Origin of the sequence: Actinoplanes aureus (assembly GCF_015704865.1) — a bacterium.
GTDB classification, from domain to species: domain Bacteria; phylum Actinomycetota; class Actinomycetes; order Mycobacteriales; family Micromonosporaceae; genus Actinoplanes; species Actinoplanes aureus.
In genome coordinates this window covers 240,739-256,319 of sequence record NZ_JADQTO010000014.1, presented here as the reverse complement: position 1 = coordinate 256,319, position 15,581 = coordinate 240,739, and the positions used below count along the sequence as shown (strand labels likewise).

The 15,581-nt window shown below is 66.5% G+C and carries 18 protein-coding genes; 9 read left to right on the top strand and 9 right to left on the bottom strand.

The annotated features are described in order from the left end of the window. Positions 1 to 339: 339 nt before the first annotated feature. On the bottom strand, positions 340 to 1,743 hold the full coding sequence (locus tag I4J89_RS28350; RefSeq protein WP_196417129.1) for a tyrosine-type recombinase/integrase: 1,404 nt from the start codon (positions 1,741 to 1,743) through the stop codon (positions 340 to 342). A gap of 51 nt (positions 1,744 to 1,794) precedes the next feature. Between I4J89_RS28350 and I4J89_RS28345 the strand changes: the two genes are divergently transcribed. Next, entirely contained in the window at positions 1,795 to 2,013 is a 219-nt protein-coding gene (locus I4J89_RS28345; protein WP_196417128.1) for a hypothetical protein, read from the top strand. Between the two features lie 274 nt (positions 2,014 to 2,287). Here the strand turns inward: I4J89_RS28345 and I4J89_RS49915 are convergent, their stop codons facing one another. The 3 genes from I4J89_RS49915 to I4J89_RS28335 all read right to left on the bottom strand — a co-directional run bounded on the left by I4J89_RS49915 (position 2,288) and on the right by I4J89_RS28335 (position 3,851). Then, positions 2,288 to 2,689, bottom strand: a complete 402-nt coding sequence (locus tag I4J89_RS49915; protein WP_230859699.1) for a transposase — start codon at positions 2,687 to 2,689, stop codon at positions 2,288 to 2,290. Continuing rightward, the gene (locus I4J89_RS49910; protein WP_230859698.1) at positions 2,689 to 3,348 is read right to left on the bottom strand and encodes an IS110 family transposase; all 660 of its coding nucleotides are present in this window, start codon (positions 3,346 to 3,348) and stop codon (positions 2,689 to 2,691) included. Before I4J89_RS49910 ends, I4J89_RS49915 begins: the two co-directional genes overlap by 1 nt. Before the next feature lie 281 nt (positions 3,349 to 3,629). Continuing rightward, positions 3,630 to 3,851, bottom strand: a complete 222-nt coding sequence (locus tag I4J89_RS28335) for a hypothetical protein (protein WP_196417127.1) — start codon at positions 3,849 to 3,851, stop codon at positions 3,630 to 3,632. 307 nt (positions 3,852 to 4,158) lie between these two features. Here I4J89_RS28335 and I4J89_RS28330 point away from each other — a divergent pair, with 307 nt between their 5' ends. The 4 genes from I4J89_RS28330 (at position 4,159) to I4J89_RS28315 (ending at position 8,654) form a co-directional block, all read left to right on the top strand. Then, positions 4,159 to 4,401, top strand: a complete 243-nt coding sequence (locus tag I4J89_RS28330; protein ID WP_196417126.1) for a hypothetical protein — start codon at positions 4,159 to 4,161, stop codon at positions 4,399 to 4,401. Between the two features lie 4 nt (positions 4,402 to 4,405). Further along, on the top strand, positions 4,406 to 4,873 hold the full coding sequence (locus tag I4J89_RS28325) for a hypothetical protein (protein WP_196417125.1): 468 nt from the start codon (positions 4,406 to 4,408) through the stop codon (positions 4,871 to 4,873). Positions 4,874 to 5,043: 170 nt separating this feature from the next. Further along, positions 5,044 to 7,167: a hypothetical protein gene (locus I4J89_RS28320; protein ID WP_196417124.1), complete on the top strand. Its 2,124-nt coding sequence runs from the start codon at positions 5,044 to 5,046 to the stop codon at positions 7,165 to 7,167. Between the two features lie 671 nt (positions 7,168 to 7,838). After that, positions 7,839 to 8,654, top strand: a complete 816-nt coding sequence (locus tag I4J89_RS28315; protein ID WP_196417123.1) for a hypothetical protein — start codon at positions 7,839 to 7,841, stop codon at positions 8,652 to 8,654. 200 nt (positions 8,655 to 8,854) lie between these two features. On the opposite strand, the gene I4J89_RS28310 is transcribed toward I4J89_RS28315, so the two are convergent. The 3 genes from I4J89_RS28310 to I4J89_RS28300 all read right to left on the bottom strand — a co-directional run bounded on the left by I4J89_RS28310 (position 8,855) and on the right by I4J89_RS28300 (position 11,001). After that, entirely contained in the window at positions 8,855 to 9,721 is an 867-nt protein-coding gene (locus I4J89_RS28310; RefSeq protein WP_196417122.1) for a hypothetical protein, read from the bottom strand. A 430-nt stretch (positions 9,722 to 10,151) separates the two neighbouring features. Continuing rightward, positions 10,152 to 10,529, bottom strand: coding sequence for a hypothetical protein (locus tag I4J89_RS28305; protein WP_196417121.1), 378 nt, complete (start codon positions 10,527 to 10,529; stop codon positions 10,152 to 10,154). 103 nt (positions 10,530 to 10,632) lie between these two features. Continuing rightward, positions 10,633 to 11,001 carry a hypothetical protein gene (locus I4J89_RS28300; protein ID WP_196417120.1) on the bottom strand — a complete coding sequence of 123 codons (369 nt, stop codon included), beginning with the start codon at positions 10,999 to 11,001 and terminating at the stop codon, positions 10,633 to 10,635. Between the two features lie 164 nt (positions 11,002 to 11,165). Between I4J89_RS28300 and I4J89_RS28295 the strand changes: the two genes are divergently transcribed. Then, a complete protein-coding gene (locus I4J89_RS28295) occupies positions 11,166 to 11,366 on the top strand; it encodes a hypothetical protein (RefSeq protein ID WP_196417119.1) in 201 nt (66 codons plus the stop codon). Positions 11,367 to 11,945: 579 nt separating this feature from the next. Next, on the top strand, positions 11,946 to 12,983 hold the full coding sequence (locus I4J89_RS28290; protein WP_196417118.1) for a GGDEF domain-containing protein: 1,038 nt from the start codon (positions 11,946 to 11,948) through the stop codon (positions 12,981 to 12,983). A gap of 140 nt (positions 12,984 to 13,123) precedes the next feature. Here the strand turns inward: I4J89_RS28290 and I4J89_RS28285 are convergent, their stop codons facing one another. Then, positions 13,124 to 13,270, bottom strand: coding sequence for a PadR family transcriptional regulator (locus tag I4J89_RS28285; protein WP_230859697.1), 147 nt, complete (start codon positions 13,268 to 13,270; stop codon positions 13,124 to 13,126). Positions 13,271 to 13,394: 124 nt separating this feature from the next. Between I4J89_RS28285 and I4J89_RS28280 the strand changes: the two genes are divergently transcribed. Continuing rightward, positions 13,395 to 14,132 carry a GH25 family lysozyme gene (locus tag I4J89_RS28280; RefSeq protein ID WP_196417117.1) on the top strand — a complete coding sequence of 246 codons (738 nt, stop codon included), beginning with the start codon at positions 13,395 to 13,397 and terminating at the stop codon, positions 14,130 to 14,132. A 382-nt stretch (positions 14,133 to 14,514) separates the two neighbouring features. Further along, on the top strand, positions 14,515 to 15,066 hold the full coding sequence (locus I4J89_RS28275; protein WP_196417116.1) for an RICIN domain-containing protein: 552 nt from the start codon (positions 14,515 to 14,517) through the stop codon (positions 15,064 to 15,066). Between the two features lie 80 nt (positions 15,067 to 15,146). Here I4J89_RS28275 and I4J89_RS28270 read toward each other — a convergent pair whose 3' ends face one another. Next, positions 15,147 to 15,509, bottom strand: a complete 363-nt coding sequence (locus I4J89_RS28270; RefSeq protein ID WP_196417115.1) for a hypothetical protein — start codon at positions 15,507 to 15,509, stop codon at positions 15,147 to 15,149. Between the last annotated feature and the right edge of the window lie 72 nt (positions 15,510 to 15,581).

Genomic DNA, 15,581 nt, shown 5'->3' with positions numbered 1-15,581 from the left:
GTCGCGATCTGCGGCAGCGGGCCCTCCATGTACCCGGAGTGGGGTGGTCATATGAGGCGTCACGCTGGCGATCGGCTGCGCCGGGTTAAGCGAACCGCTCGGTGTAGTTACGTGTCGTATCCAGCACCGCATCGAAGATGCACGCGACAAGTGTTGGCGGATGAGAATGCCCACGTCCTCATCCGCCGGCGATGTGCTCCCTGCACGACACCGCATTTTAATCCATAGGTTCTCGGTTCGAATCCGAGGCGGCCCACCGGTTCACCTGCGGCTTCCTGCCGCGGGAGTGTCTGCTGTGGCGGATGGCAGCTCGCTGGACGCTTGCCGCGTCCAGGGCGCTCACGCCCGTCGTCGGCGTCGGCTACGACGCTGACCTGCATTTCTGCGGGTATCCGGTGGGTTGGCCGGTGTCGGGGTGGTGGACGCGGGCGTGCTGAGGCCCGGTGTGCGGTGCCGGCTTTTGCAGGTGATCTTGGCTCGGGTGCGTCTTGCGGTGGTCAAGACCAGCCGGGCGGTGGCCTCGGCGGCCCGGTGGTGAGCGACGGGCAGCACACTGGTGTAGGTGTCGGCGGTCAGCACGATGCTGGCATGGCCGAGCTGGTCCTGGACGGTCTTCAAATCCGCGCCGGCGGTGTGCGCGAGGCTGGCCGCGCCGTGGCGTAGGTCGTGCAGCCGCACCGGCGGCAGATCGGTGCGGCCGATCAGGTAGTGCAGGCGGTGGGTGAAGTAGTTCGGGTGATACGGCTGCCCGTCTGGCCGAGTGAACACGTAGCCGAAGGGTGGCCAGGTGCGGCCGGCGGCCAGATACGCGGCGCGTTGTCGGCGTAAGTGCGCGCGCAGCACGGTGACGGTCTGCCGGTCGAGGGCGACGGTGCGGCGGCTGGCCGCGGACTTGGGTGGTCCCTCGAGGACCTGGTAGCCGAGAGTGGTGCGCTGACTGGTGATGGTGAGCTGCCGCCGGTCCAGGTCGATGTCGCTCCACCGCAGTCCGGCGGCCTCGCCGCGGCGTAACCCACGTAGCGCGATCAGCCACCACAGCGGGTACAGCGGGTCGTCGGCGACGCTGTCCAGGAACCGGGTGACCTGTTCGGTGGTCCAGACCGCGACGGCGGGCCGGGTGCCGTCCTCCTCCCAGCGGGCCACACGACTGTCGGTCCAGACGGTGGCGTGTGGCCGGCGCGCCGGTGGCATCTCGACGTGCCGGGCCGGGTTGGCGGTGACCAGGCCGTCGCGGATGGCCGCGTTGTAGGCGGCCCGCAGGGTGGCCCGGACGCGGTGCAGGGTGGCGGCCGAACGGGGCCGGCCGGCGGGGGTGGTGCCGGCGGCGAGGTCAGTGAACAGGGCGGTCAGGTGGCGGCCGGTCAGTTCGTTCAGCCGCAGGGTGCCGATGCCGGGGATCAGATAGGTCTCGACGTGCTGGGTGTAGACCCGCAGCGTGGTCGGGCGGATCGAGCGGCGGGTGGTCAGCCAGTACCGCAGCCATTGCGCGATCGTCCAGGTACGGCTGGCGAGCTGCTCCCACGACTCGCCCAACACCTCGACACGGGCATGGCGGGCGGCGGCCTGCGAGGAGAAGCCGCCGCGGCTGACCTGCCGGGCCTTGCCCCACAGATCACGGACGTAGCAGCGGTAGTACCAGCTGCCGTGCCCCCGCTCCGTCAGCCGGGCACACCGGCGCAGCAGCCGCTTCCCGGTCGCCGCATCCCGGCACCCGCACTGCTTGAACAACCCTGATGTCGGCACCGTGTCCTCCCGAGTCCGTCGTTGTACGGACACGGTCGCCATCCCGGCGTCGTGATCGCCATCGCCGACCTGGACGCCGCAAGTGGCGGATCCTCCACCACCGTCGAGTGTTGCTGGCGCACTTACCTGCATGAGGTGCCGGTGGTCCAGGGGGATTTTCGTTGCTGTTTGGGGTGGTTCGGGCAGCGTGATGCCGTCTCGCTGCTTGGGGTGAGTGACGGATCTCGAATCGGGGATCTGGGTAATCGCGGCTCCGGGGTCGAGGTTTGATCGCTCGAGTCGGGGGGCTCGTGCGGTTGATGGCGAAGTGGCAGCCAGACTTACCTATGGCCGTCGGACGAGACTCGTGTCCGCGACATGATGATTGATCGGGTGACCCCTCGCCGGGGTGCGGCCGCTCAGTCTGACTAGGCCGTCCGCGGTCACTGCCTGCGCGGGGCGGTGGTGGTGCGGTCTGACAGTGCATCGAGGGAGCTGGCCGCGGTTGGTACCCGTCATCGTGAGGTCGGGCTGGCCGGTCCTCGCCGGATCCATCCCGTGCTCGTTAGTGGGCGATGGTGGTGGGTGCTGCGGGTTGGGCGACGATGGTGAACGCGTCGTCGCCGAGGTCGGTCAGGATGTGGGTGGCGTGCCGGACGATGCGGCGGGCCTGGGATAGGCAGGCGCGGTTCGCGTCGTAGCGGTCCTTGACCTGGGTGTAGTAGCCGTAGCCGGGTGCGCAGGCGCGGGCGGAGGTCTTCGCGGCTTCGAATAGCAGCCAGCGCAGCACTTCGGGGCCTTGCCGGGAGAGCCGGCCGGGGCTGCGTTTGCCGTCGGAGGAGTGCACGGTGATGTCCAGGCCGACGAACCGGACCGCCTTCCGCGAGGAGGAGAACCGGTCGGTGCCGCCGAGCCAGGCGCACAGCGCCAGCGAGCTGAGCGGGCCGACGCCGTAGATGTCGTGCATCAATGCCCGGGCACCCTTGAGCCCTCGGGCGGTCGACAGCAGCCTGCGGCGCAGCCGCTCGAGGTGCTCGGCGAGGACGTCCATGAGCGCCAGAGCGGTGTTGACCTGCAGCCGGCCGGAGATCGACAGTTGTTCGTCGACGATCGCGCGGAGCCGGACCCGATCCCGGCCTGCCCCGGCGCGGTCGTGCCCTGATGGAAACAGACCGACTGGATGCGTTGCGCCCAGCCGGTGTGCTGGGTTCGCAAATCTTGGTAGAGCTCCAGCATCGCCCGCCATTCCAGGACTTCCGGCGGCGGGATGTAGCACTCCGGCAGCCGGCCAGCGGCGAGCAGTTCCCGCAGCAGCCTCGCGTCGGCCTTGTCGGTCTTGGCCCGCCGTTTCGGGCCGCGCAGCACGGACGTGTCGGCCGGCTCGGCCAGATGCGCGGTCACGCCGGCCTTGGCCATCTCCTCGGCGATGTAACGCCAGCCGGTGCAGCCCTCCAGCGCGAACGCCACCGACCCGTGCACCGTCGGGTCGAAGCGGGTCAGCCAGCCGGCCAGATGCTCCCGGTCGGCCGGAGTGATCCGGCCGCGTTCCCATTTCCCGTTCTGCTCGTCGACCCAGTCGAATGTCAGCTGCTTCCGGTGGATGTCCAAGCCGCCTATGATCGACATTCGGGACCTCCTCAAGCTCCGTGACCATCGATGTCCAACGCAGAAACCTGCGTCTGAGCTGAGGAGGCCCCCCGACCACGCCGACGGTCAAGGACCCGAACGGCGTACATCTCGACTCAACTCACCGACCGCGACCGGCCGGTGCATGTCATCTGATCTGCCGATGTGAGTGCGCCTCGATACTGGTCATGCTGGCCGTACTGGTAAATACCTGTGAACCTGCCTGTAGCCTGCGGCTGTCCCTGGAAGCGCAAGAGCACTATTGGATCGAGGGCGCGCGATCATAGATACTGCTTGAGCCAGTCGGGAATGCTCGGATCGTCAACCCCCCACGACTCCACGACCCTCTCGTCCTGTTGCCAGGTGTTTTCATTGCCATCGAAGAACTTCTGCCTGTGGCACTTGTACTTGACGACGGTGTCACCTTCGAGCCGGTACTCGTTCCAGTAGTAGTTCTGCTTCCCGTGGCCGTTCCACTCCCGGGTTGTGTAGATCGTCGTCATGGAGGCGGAGTGTAGCTAAGACGGCAGTGAGACGCCGTTGCGCCGCGGCCACGGTGTTGGTATGTAGTACAGGCTTCCGGCGATGCCCAGCAACCAGGCGGCCATCAAGCCTCCGATGGTTTAAGGGGCTGAGGACCGTGCCCGGCGACGATCGTGTCGCTCGGAGTCGGTGGGGATGCGGGGCAGCTGGCCGATCGCCCGTACCGGCCGGCGAACGGTAATGGATTCAACCGCTAAGCATGCCGTTGCTTGATCCGGCGCAGGTGACGGTCGAAAATGGCGGCAGGCTCTCGTGTCGGAGGTGGGCGTGGCGCTCAGGGAAGTTCCCGTGCACTACCGCAACGGCGCCCATGTGGACGAGTGGGTGATCGAGATCAATCCGGCCACTCCGATCTCGGAGTTGCTTGCCGGACTTATCCAGGTCATGGACTTGCCGGGTGAGCCGGATCAGTACGAGATCGCCTGGGAGGGCAGCCTCCAGGACCCAATTATAGTGATCAGGCCGGTCGGTATCGCGGGGATGCGCGTCGTCAAGCGGCCACCGAGGTGATGAGGTGGCCGACAGCGACGAGCGGCTAGAGCTGGTGCTCTCCGAGGCGCTCCGGGCGTTGACCGAGCAGCAGGCGGTGCTGGACCACCTGCGTTCACGTGCGACGGTCCTGCTGTCCGCCGCCGCGCTCGTCGGCGCACTGATGGGTGCCCCGCTGCTGTCCGACGGTGTCCGGCCCGGGGCACTGACCCAACTCGCCATTGTGGCGCTGGCGGGCACCTTGCTGCTGACCCTTCTCATCACCGCACCGCTGTTCCGGTGGAGATTTACCCCCAAGGTGTCCGCACTGCTTCAGGCCGTGGGCGACGGTCACGATCTCGACTCGATGCGGCGTCATTTGGCACTTGACCTCGAGCGATTCAAGCAAGGCAATGGCCGAATCCTCGCCCGGCTACAGTGGATGTTCAGTGGTGCTGCAGTGTTGCTGACGGCCGAGTTCGGACTTCTCCTCTCCGCCCTGTTTACGAGGTGACCATGGTTGCTAGAGAACCTGACAAGCCGGACGCCCCCGAACCGCCACCGCCACCGCCGGAGCCGTCCTGGCCGATCACCGACAACCCGGAGCGCCGCGACGACCCTCCGGAACGGCCGCGTCCTATTCCACCCGCCGATCGCTAGAACGCGCTTACGGGCCGTGGCCGAATGCGATCACTCGATACCTCGCCGGCCGTTCTCGCAATTACAAGGTCCGGTGATCAGCTCCAGTGGCGGTTCCGGGCCGACGGCGAGCCACCGATCGAGCAGACGTCCGACGCAGACCTGGAGCGCCTTGGCCTGACGATCGACATCGACAGCGTCCTGTGGTTCGACCGGAGCGTAACCGATGCGGTCGTGCGTGCCTGGGCGCGGCGGGTCCCGCTCGGCGTCGCGCTGGCACTGGCTCGCTGGGCCGGCTCGTCGGACGGCGCTGCCCTGCTATGCGTCGAGGCCGGCATGCCGGAACTCGCCGAACTGCCGTGGGAACTGCTGGTGACCGCGCTGGAACTCGACAACGTCGCGGTGGCGCGGGTGCACACGCCGCCGGTGGAGCACCCGTTCGCCCGCCGCGGCGACTACGAGATAATTCTCGCTGCCTGGTCCTCGCCGGACGGCGCGACCGACGCCCACCTGCGACATGAACTGTCCCTGCTGCACAGCATGCTGCACCGGCCGGGAATCGGGACGGTCCCGATCGTGGACCAGCCGTTCAAACAAATTCCGGACCGGCTGCGGCAACACCTGCCCGCGGCGGTGCACCTGAGCCTGCCGCGGACCCGTCACTGGCGGCGGGAGAGCCTCCGGGTGGCGGTCCGCGACGGTGACCGCACCCGGTGGATCTCGTCCGAGAAACTCGGCGGCGCCTTGGCCGCCGGCGCGGGAAGTGTCAGGTTCATCCTGCTCAACGGGGCCGCTACCGGAGGCGCGATGGCTGCTGACGTCTGTGGCCGCACCGGCGCCGTGATTGCCGGGTGGTACGGGCCTGTGTCCGGCCCGGCCGCAGCCGACCTCGCCGCTCATGTGTACGCGCAGCTCGTCGCCGGCCACCCCATCGTCGAGGCCGTGGCGTCGTTTCAGCGGATCGTCCTCGAATCCGGCCCGGTCCTCTCACTGCCGACACTCTGGTTGCCCCACCCAGACGCGCGAACGCTGACCCTGCGCAACTCGTGGCCGCCGGACGTCGGCCGCGCCACGAGACGGTCGGAATCGGCACCTCGCCCACCGGCGGAGCCTTCTCCGGCCGCAGTCACGCTGCGCCTGGTCGTACCGCCGATCATGAACGCCGCGTTCGCCGTCAACGGCAGGAACGTCGTTGAGGCGCTAGCTGTCCGCTCCTCGACCGACGTACCGGATGTCTCGATCGAGGCGCTGGTCGAGACCGGGGACGGCAGCTCCGTCGTGCGTCACCACACAAATCTGCGGGCCGGCATCAACCGGATGGACGTCACCGGTTGGCGGTTCCCGCAGCTGGACGAGCTTGTTCGCCGCGGACGTGGCCGGTGCTGGATCAACGTTACAGTGCTCGTCGCGCAAGGTGGGCAGCGGTTGTCCCACACGACCAGGCCGGTGCGGTGGCTGGCGCCGAACGAATGGGTGGACACCGAAGAGGCGTGGCCCTACATCCCTGCCTACGTCCGGCCGTTCGACCCGGGCGTCATCTCGGTGATGAGAGAGGCCCAGAAGACGCTGGCCACGCTGAGTACCAACGTCAAGAGTTTCAAGGGCTACGGAAGATCGTCCGATGTCGCCGACGTCGAGCTGCAGATCAAGGCCGTGTATACGAGGCTCCGCAACCGACGGATCAACTACGCATCCCCGCCGGGCGGTTCGCTGCGACCGCCCGGACTACTCTCGGCATCCGGTCAGTGGATCCGCTCTCCCCGCGAGATCCTGGAACAGAAGGTCGGCACCTGCCTCGACCTCGTCTTGCTGCTCGCCGGCTGCGCGGAGCGCATCGGGGTCCACCCGTTGCTGATCCTGCTGCGGGGGCATGTCCTGTTCGGTTGGTGGAGCAAGGCGGACGACGCGGCCCGGTTCTGGTCGGAGCGGAAAACTGACGCGACCCAGGCGGCCGGCGGCCGATGGCTCATCCGAGACTTAGACGCACTTTCCGAACAGGTTAGGGCTAGCTCCATCAAGGTGCTGGAAGCCACCGGGTTGACCGATCGCGGCGTCGACTACGAACTCGCCGTGCAGTGGGGTGGCGAACGGCTCGCGAGCACCACCGCGGAGCTCTTCGACGTCGCCGTCGACGTGGTTCGGTCCCGAGCGTTCGTGCACACACCCTGACGGCGGTACTTCAGCGCAGGCCTTCGACGCCGTCAAACCTTGAGCCCCAGAGGACGTCGCGCTGCTATCAAGTCGTCGCGGTCTCACACTGCCCTCGGCCGCGCCGGCCCCGAAAGGAACAAAAGTCTGGTTCGCCGCTTGCCTCAACACCAGACTCGATACGCCCAGTCTGGCTTGACCACTCCTGAAGCACGTAGCCCGATCAAGTCACTGACCAGCAAAAACACAGATCAGTCCTGCTCAGTCGCCGTCGCCCGACGCTGCTGAACGCCGTTCGGCGCTGTTCGACGCTGCTAATTTCAACCCCGCCTGCTCCCCACCCGATCGCCTGTTGTGAGAGCAGCCCCGCACCGCCTACCCCTAACAGCCCGATTTCATCGTGGCGGTGCTCCCCGCCATCGCTGAGGACGGCCTCTGACCAGGGCGAACATCATGACCGGCGTGGAGCCTGTTGCTCCCCCACACCGCCGGTACCTCGGCCGAGCCCAACGATGTGGTCGGGTCAGCGCCGTGCTTCCCATGGGCCAGGACCCCGAGATCATGCAAGCCGACGAGTCGACTACGCCGAAACACCACTCTCACTGTCATGCCGATGTGAGTGCGTCAAGACAGTCACTCATTTGGGTTTGGTTGCTAGCCTCCAGCCGACTCAGATGAGGCGGAGGTCGTCCATGTGGAACGCCGGAGCGCAAACGTTTGATGGGGGAATCACGGCGGGATTTTATTCCCAACTCGCCGGCGTTCTGGCGAGCATTGCCTTTGCGGCAGCGTTGATCTATCTCTCGGTCGGCGAGCGGAAGAACGTAGATGGCCTCAACGACCGGGCAGTGGTGACCTTGGCCGGCGCCATCATCGCGCTGATCCTCTGCTCGTTCCTCTATGCGATGCTCGCCGGAGCTCCCAGCCCGACCGGGGCGTCGTCGCTTGCGTCAGTGATCTATGGTCTGCCGTTCGGGATGTCGATACTCCTCCTGTTCCACGCACTCACCCTCCTATTTCTGCAGCACTCGACGCTTACGACAGCCGCCAGAACGGGAAAGTACATCGTCAGCATCATCGGGCCGGTCTGGGTTCTCTGCTATCAGAGCATGAGCGCAGCGGCGGCGATCAGCAATCGTTGCGGCTCGGACTGCCCGGACGGTTCACCGGCGATGCCGCCAGTCCTCGTCGGCGCGGGCCTCACCCTTGGACTTTTTGTCTGCTCTGTTGCGGCGGTCCGGGTGCGGAGGCGACTCAGACGGCTCCTTCTGCATTCGTTGGGCTCCGCTCTTCCCGCCGCGCTCGTGCTCGGTGTTGTTGTTCTGGTCGGGCTTGGCTCCGCGGCATTTCCTATGCTGGGCACAGATTTCGAGCCGTCGGATCGACTGCTGACAGTCCTGCTCGCCTGTTCCTTCGCTGTCCTACTGGCATTTGCTCGGATCACGGCCACATCCGTGCCGGAGATCCCTAGAAGTAACGCGGTAAGGAGCATGATGTGGATTCAGTAATACTCGATAGATCAGACGCGCTGACCTGCCGCCGTCCGTGTTCGGTAGCCAGCGCGGCTGTCACCCTCCGTGCAGCCCGCGATAGCTCCGACGCATGCTGTTGCCGACGAGCACGTAGCTGATCTTGCCGAAGTGAGAGCCAAGGGGTCTGGTGGCGCCACAGTGGATCACCTCGTGCCGGTCGCAGACCAGCGGATCAACTAGGCCGCGCGGTACTCGGCATCATCCCCTGCGGGGATCCCGACCCGGTGCGCCGGTCGACTGGTCAACACGAAGTTCCGCAGCGTACGGGCGAGGATCAGTCCCATCGGGATTGCTAGAACGATCATCAGGGCATCTGCGTCCGCGCTGTGGATCGGTGTGTTGGCGGCGAGTTCGGTGAACGGTCTGCCGATCTGCACGACGAGCGCGAGCAGTGCGAGCGGCCACAGCATCACCGGCAGCGCGACAACGACAACGGCCGCCACCATGCCATAGCTGTAGCGGTGTTGCCGAGAACCAGGACGGGTCCTGGCGAGCGCGACGACGACGACCACCAGCAGGACGGTGAACGCGAACGTTGCGAGCGATCGGGCCCCGCTCGGTTGCGGCCAGATATGACGCAGCAGCCAGGGCGTCGCCGGAGCAAGGATGCCGACCGTAACCGTCGTGCGAACACTTGGCCGGTCGGCCGGACCAGCCGCCTGCACGGCGGCAGCGGCAGCGACCAGCGCCAGCAGAGCACCGACTGCGGCACTGCCCGTGTTGAGTGCGGGCTCGACGTCGGTTGGCGACTCGGTGGCCGTCGCCATCCCGGATGCGATGGCAGCCACCATCGCCACAGCGAGCAACGCGTTCGGACGAGGCACTGCCGGGACAGCCATCACGACGGCACAACAGATCAGCGCTGCCGCGGCCGCACCGATCCCGAGCTCTGCGCTGTCGGAAACGTAGTCAATCCGGTCGAGGCCGACGTCGACCGCCAGCCAGGCGCAGCCACTAACCAGCACGCCCCAGGTGGTCCAGCGGCCACCACGTGCCAGCAGGACCAACACCAGAAGCAAGGCGATCAGCGCACCCCAGCGCACCCCAGCGCAGCTCCCGAGCCCAGTATGTGTTGTTCTCGGCGAAGGCGTCCGGGCCCGTCGGCTCGCTCAGCGGCTGAAGCACGGTCATACCGAGCGCCCACGCCGCTGCTGACGCAGCCGCGCACGCCAAAAGCACGAGGCGACCCGCCACGAACCACCATCGGGCCGGATCGGTGTTCGCGCCGGCGCGCGTACGGCGGTTGACAACACTCATGGCGGCAGACGCTACCCAACGTCGATCAAATTCCCCGTCGCCCAAATCTTGAAGATCTAGGCCGGCAGTGCGCCACATGCGGGCAAGTCCGGATCAATCGGGGAAGCACGCACTTCTGCCGCCGTCCGTGCTCGTGGCTAGGGCGGCAGTCACGCTCCGCGCGGGCCTAAACGATCTCCGGCAGACTCTGCCGATGAGCGGCCCGCCCCGTCGGTCTCACTTTTGGGGGCCGTCTCCCGTTCGCGCCAAGCGCTCGCGACTCAGATACCGAATCGGCTTGCCGAGCGACTCCGCGTAGGCGATCTCCCGTCGGGTTGACTCACCTATGTAGCCGCCCGGATCCACGATGTACACCTCGCCAGCCATGCGGATCTTTTGGAAGTGCACGCCGCCGAGTCCCGCCTTCAGGGCCGAGCTGTCGGCTGTCCAGTCGTAGTCCGGCAGATCGGGGAGGCGGAACATTCCCAGGCTGATCACGACGCAACCTTCCATGGTGAGCCTCCGGTTGACCTCCGCGAACTCAGCCTCGAACTTGGTCGAGCCGCAGAGCGTGATGACCTTCGCCTCACCCTCGGCCGACTGCGTGTCCTCCATGAGATTCAGCATCGCTGAGCGGCAGGACGAATCCATCGCCACCCCCTGGACATCCGCTCATGCCGCAATCCGCGCCTAGCGGCTGGCTACAAGAGTGACCGAGCTATTGAGGGTCGGAGGTGTCCCAGGCGTACTGGAACTGGTGCGGGCTGAGCTGCCACTCACGCAGAACGGTCAGTAGCTCCAACTCGTTGGCTGCGTCGGCACTGCGCAGTAGCGTCGCCCCAACGTCGTAGTCGAAACCGTCAAGCAGCTCGGCGTCGTACTCCCGATGCTCGACTCGGAAAGACCGCGCGGTGCTTCTTTGGGTCCACCCCTCGCGGAGAGCCTCTGCGTCCCGTTCGACCGCGCCCGGTGTGATGTCGACGAACGCGCGCCGTTCCGAGCCTGTGGCAGGCGCCTCAACCGCCAGACGTCGGCCGAGCCGTAGGGCAGACAGTTTCTCAAGCGGCCAGACCAGTTCGTCTGTCATGACAATCCTCGATGCTCTACGAACACTGCATCACGGTAGAGCATGCCCCTTTCGGGCCTGGCGCTACGTTCTCTCATACCGCAGTCCGCGCTGCTCTGTCTGCTCCGGGACGGCCTCTCCTGGCCGCGACTCGCGGGTACGGGCCGCTTTGGCATCATGTTCCTGTGGATGCCTGGCACGAGGTCGACGATCACATCGTCCAGAACCGGATCATCCATGGATTGCAGGCCATTCGACGCGCTCGCGAGTGTGGCATCCCTTCGGCCCTCGACGAGTTTGCTGAGCGCTACCGCTGGCTACGCGAGAATCGGCCGGAGGACTTCACGGTCGGCCCCGAGTCGTACTGGACGGGGTTCTACTCCTGATGCCGATCGCTTGGGTAGACGCACGACCTCAAGTAGCCGCGATCCGCTCGTCGCGCAGCGCAACGGCCTATTGGGCGGCTTGGCGCATCCCGTCGCTCCGTGGTCGCTCGGATGTTCCGCACCTCTGCCGGACGTACTTGGATGGAACCGGATTTCGCCCGTGTCGGGCGGGTCTTGTTCGGTCTTCGATATCCGGACGGGACCGAACGTGGCCGGACGGTGCCGCACGGTGCGAGTATGAGGCCGGATTACGATGCTGTAGACGGATAAGGACTGATCTGCGGACTTTTAATCCATAGGTTCAGGGTTCGAGTCCCTGGCGGCCCACTTCGATGCCTGGTCAGCGCTGGTTTGCCGGCGTTGGCCAGTTCTGCATCTGGGCCTGTACAGCAGTAGCTCAGTGATCAAGGGACTCGCCCAGCTTCTTGAGGGCCGCGCGGGTGGTCGCGTTCCGGGCGCCGATCCCACTCGGGGTACGGTCGCGCTGCGCGAACCGCGACGTGGCGGAGGGAAACGGGCGCGGCGCGCACGACTCACGAATTCTCATGTGCCCGCCTACCACGCCGATGGATGGCCGTGATGGACGGAGAAAATCACCTGCTGCGCCGTCGCCGCGCCGTCGAGGCAGGCACGTTCGCCGCGCGCCTCAGCGGCCTGGTCTCGACTGCTCTGCTGGTCGTGGGGTGGCTGCCGCTGCCGGAGGGGATGGCGGCCGATCTCACGGTCGTATGCCTCATCGGTGTCGCGATCATGGCACTGGCCAACGTCATGGCGGTGCTCAACTACCGTCGTCCCGACGGTCCGCATTACGACCGATTCAGTGCCGTCCAGGTCGGCTGCGACATGCTTGTCATGATCGGGACCGTCGCCGTCTTTCAGATCAGCAGTGACATCACCACGTGGCCGGGTCTCGCAATCGCGATCGTGTCCGCCGCCGTCCGTCTCCGGCTCCGGGGAGCGCTGATCTCCTGGGCAGTCTCTTCCCTCGCGTTCGCCGTGATCCTGACGGCGCTCGGCGACCGTGCGGTTCGGCCGGAGGACCTGCCCTACGCGATCGTCGTACATCTGGTCGTCGCATTGCATGCCGGGACGCAGTCCTCCGCCTTCGCTCGCCAGGTTCAGCAGCTCGATGCGGCTCGGGAGGCACTGCATCACCAGGCGACACACGACCTCCTGACCGGTCTGCCCAACCGGGCCAGCCTCGCGGAGCACGCCAGGCCGACGGCGGACGCGTCCCTGGCCGTCCTGCTGCTCGATCTCAACGGCTTCAAGCAGGTCAACGACTCGTACGGGCATGCCGCCGGCGATCGTCTGCTGCGCGAGGTGGCACAGCGGCTGACCGCCGTCCTGCCGGAAACCGATGTGGCGTACCGCCTCGGCGGCGACGAGTTCGTGGTGCTGTCACTCGATGCCGGGCTTGACGAGGTCACCGATCTGGCGCATCGGATCCGGGCCGCCGTGGCCGCACCGATCGATCTCGACGGGTCCGTCGTGACCGTCGGGGCGAGCATCGGCATGGCCGGGCGTGCCGCCGGTGAGCCGGTCAGCCTGGACGACCTGCTGGCCGAGGCGGACGCCGCGATGTACCGCAACAAGCACAGTTCCCAGGCCGCCTGACCGAGCGGGACGTGGGCGCGCGGCAAGGAGTACAGGGGCCTGCTGTCGCGTATCGGCGCGTGGACTGGCAGTCGATCTTCGCGCCGAGCGTTCGGTGACGAGGACTCCTTCCAGGTGCGGGTCCGCTGCAGCTGACATCGTTAGCGCAGCGCGTAGATGGTGCCTTCCGCGATGTCCGAGAAGCCCTGGTCGCGCAGCCACGCGGTGATCTCGTAGCCGTATGCGGACCTGCGGGCCAGGATCGCCAGGACGATGCCCTCGAGCGTGCCCTTCAGCATCTCCGTCATCTGGGTGCCCACGTGATCGGCCCTCGCTATTCAGCGTCGCTCTTGAAGCTACGGCCACATTGCACCCTGCTCCATCTATGGATATAAATGCTCTCTAGATCCGCTCCGACCCGTGAGGGGAACAATGAGCACTCTCCGCCGACTCGCGGCAGCGTCGATCACGCTGCTCGCAGCGGTCACCTCTACGCTCGCGGCCACCGCGTCACCCGCCGCGGCCGCCACCACACCCGGCATCGACGTGTCCCGCTACCAGGGATCGATCAACTGGACCAGCGTGCGCAACGCCGGCATCCAGTTCGCCTACATCAAGGCGACCGAGGGGGTCAGCTATCGCGACCCCAACTTCGGTACGAACTACGTCGGGTCGTACAACGCCGGCGTGATCCGCGGCGCCTACCATTTCGCTCTGCCGGACCGGTCAAGCGGTGCCGTCCAGGCCAACTACCTGGCGAGCAACGGCGGCGCCTGGGCGGCGGACAGCCGCACCTTGCCGGCCGCGCTGGACATCGAAGCGAACCCGTACGGCGCGACGTGTTACGGCAAGAGCCAAGCCGCGATGCGGACGTGGCTCTCGGACTTCCTCAACACCTACCGCGCCCGCACCGGGCGGTACGCCGTCATTTACACCACCACCAGCTGGTGGACAAGCTGCACCGGCAACTGGAATGCGCCGTGGGCCAACCATCCGTTGTGGCTGGCGCGGTGGGCGAGCACGCCGGGTGCGCTGCCGGCGGGTGCGCCGTACTACACCTTCTGGCAGTACACGGCGAGCGGGTCGGTGGCCGGGATCAGCGGGGCTGTGGACCGCAACTACTTCAACGGCGACCGTAGCCGTCTGATCGCCCTGGCCAACAACACCTGACGGCCGCGTACGGGCCTTTGGGCAGTGGAGGTGGAACCCTCATCGGAGGGAAGCCGCCGCATCAGGGCGTGCGCGGCTTCCAGCAGCCGCGCACCGTGCGCAACCGTGCGATCACCGTTGAACCGCGACTCCACATCCGGCCCACCGGATCACCTGCGGTTTCATGCTGCGGGAGTGTCTGTTGTGGCGGCTGGCAGCTTGCTGGAGGCTTGCTGCCGCTCCGGGGCGGCGCTTCGGTCGGACGGATTGCATCGACATGCGCATATGGTCGACGGCTCGCAGCCGGCCTACCAATCGTCGCGCTGTCCGCGTGAGACGTGTTGATCTTCTGAGTCGCGGTGTCTTTACTGGAGTCTCTTCTAGACACTTCACAGGGGGACACGTGCATTTGACGAAGGGCTTTCGTCGTCTGGCCATCTCGCTGGCCGCAGTACTGAGTGTGGCCGCGGTGCCGACCCCGGCGCAGGCGGTCGCCGGCGACGGCTGGTGGATGCTGCAGAACGTGAACTCCGGGCTCTTCCTGGCGGTCGCCGGCTCGGGCGACGCCAACGGGGGACGGATCATCCAGTACCCGGGCCGCTACCAGGCCAGCGGTCAGGCCAGCCCGGAACAGGACTGGTTCGTGCTGCACCGGGGCAACAGCATCTACACGCTGCGCAACGCGGGCACTCCGGACTGGAAGGCGGCGGGAGTCAGCGGCAGTCGGCGGGACGACGGCGCTCCGGTCATCCAGTGGACGTACAACCCCGCCAACGAGGACCAGCAGTGGAAGATGCTCCCGGTGGGGGGCAACCTGAACGTCTTCACGTTCACGAACGTGAACAGCGGATCGTGTCTGGCCATGCCGCGGGGCAGCAAGGAGCAGAACATCCAGGCCATCCAGTGGCCGTGCAACAACAACCGTGACCAGCAATGGCGGCGCGTCGACAACTGACGATCTGACCCGGAAGCGTACGACCGACGACTTTAGCCGTCCGTGGTGTACCAGCGATGGGTACTGGCAAGCGGCTTCACCTACGAACTCGCGACCAGAATCGCCACGAAGGCGATCGTGCCAGAGGCCGCCAGGAGTACGTGCAGGAGCGACCAGATCTTGTTGAGACGGATCCGATACATCCTTCGGTACCTGCCGTTGTGCTTGGCGTCGGCGGCCCACTTGGAGGCGCGTATCCCGAGCATCGGGTCCATGGTGTCGAGTCTTTCCTCGAACTCGACGGCGGCGGCCGTCGACCATTCCGCCCTCTCGTAGTGCTTCGCGGCGAGCAGGTAGCCCAACATGCCGAGCACGACGAGTCCCGCCGCGAGGGGGAGGGTTCGGGGGCCGAAGCGTAGCGTGGCCATGGCTCCGATATCCGCGGCGGCGAGCAGCAGGATCATGTTGGTTGCCGTAGCGCGTTGCGACTCGTGCTGCCTGGCGTGCTCTCGTGCTTCCTTCCACATCTGAAGGAG